Source organism: Mesorhizobium sp. M0040, from assembly GCF_040323505.1.
Classification (GTDB): Bacteria; Pseudomonadota; Alphaproteobacteria; order Rhizobiales; family Rhizobiaceae; genus Mesorhizobium.
Map to the genome: position 1 here is coordinate 1 of NZ_JAMYVA010000154.1, position 570 is coordinate 570.

The 570-nt window shown below is 60.0% G+C and carries 1 protein-coding gene; it reads left to right on the plus strand.

Annotated elements, in window-relative coordinates:
• Positions 1-31: 31 nt before the first annotated feature.
• The coding region (locus NKJ91_RS33740) for a HAMP domain-containing protein (protein ID WP_352458951.1) at positions 32-570 on the plus strand (539 nt) is incomplete at its 3' end.

Consider the following 570-nt stretch of genomic DNA (forward strand, 5'->3'; position numbering starts at 1 on the left):
CCTCGAGCGGCTGACAAACCAGCTGGTCAACATGGCCGAGGCCGACATGGTAGTGGCCATCGAAACGACCGAGGGTGCGTACGGCACGTCCAGACTGATCGTGCTCTCGTTTGCTGTGGGCAGTATCCTGCTGGCGTTGGGGCTCGGCTACATCATCTCCTGGTCGTTGATCGAACCGGTCAAGAAGATCGAGATGCGCCTCAGCCAGATAGCGGCCGGCGACTTCGCCCAACAGGTTGCCGTCGCCAATCGCGACGAGCTTGGAGTGCTCGCCGCTAACGTCAACCAGACCTCCGACCAGCTGGGGCGCCTGTATCAGGAGATTGAGACACGCACCCAGCAGCTCGACGAAGCCCTTCAGCAGCAGACAGCCACTGCAGACGTTCTGAAGGTCATCAGCCGCTCTACCTTCGATCTGCAGGTCGTGCTCGATACGTTGGTGGAATCGGCTGTCAGGCTCTGCCGTACCGACAAGGGTGGTATCGTGCAGTTGCTGGATGGCGTATTCCGCTATGTGTCGACGCATGGCTACCCGCCCAGTTTCCGTGCTTATGTCGACGCCAATCCACT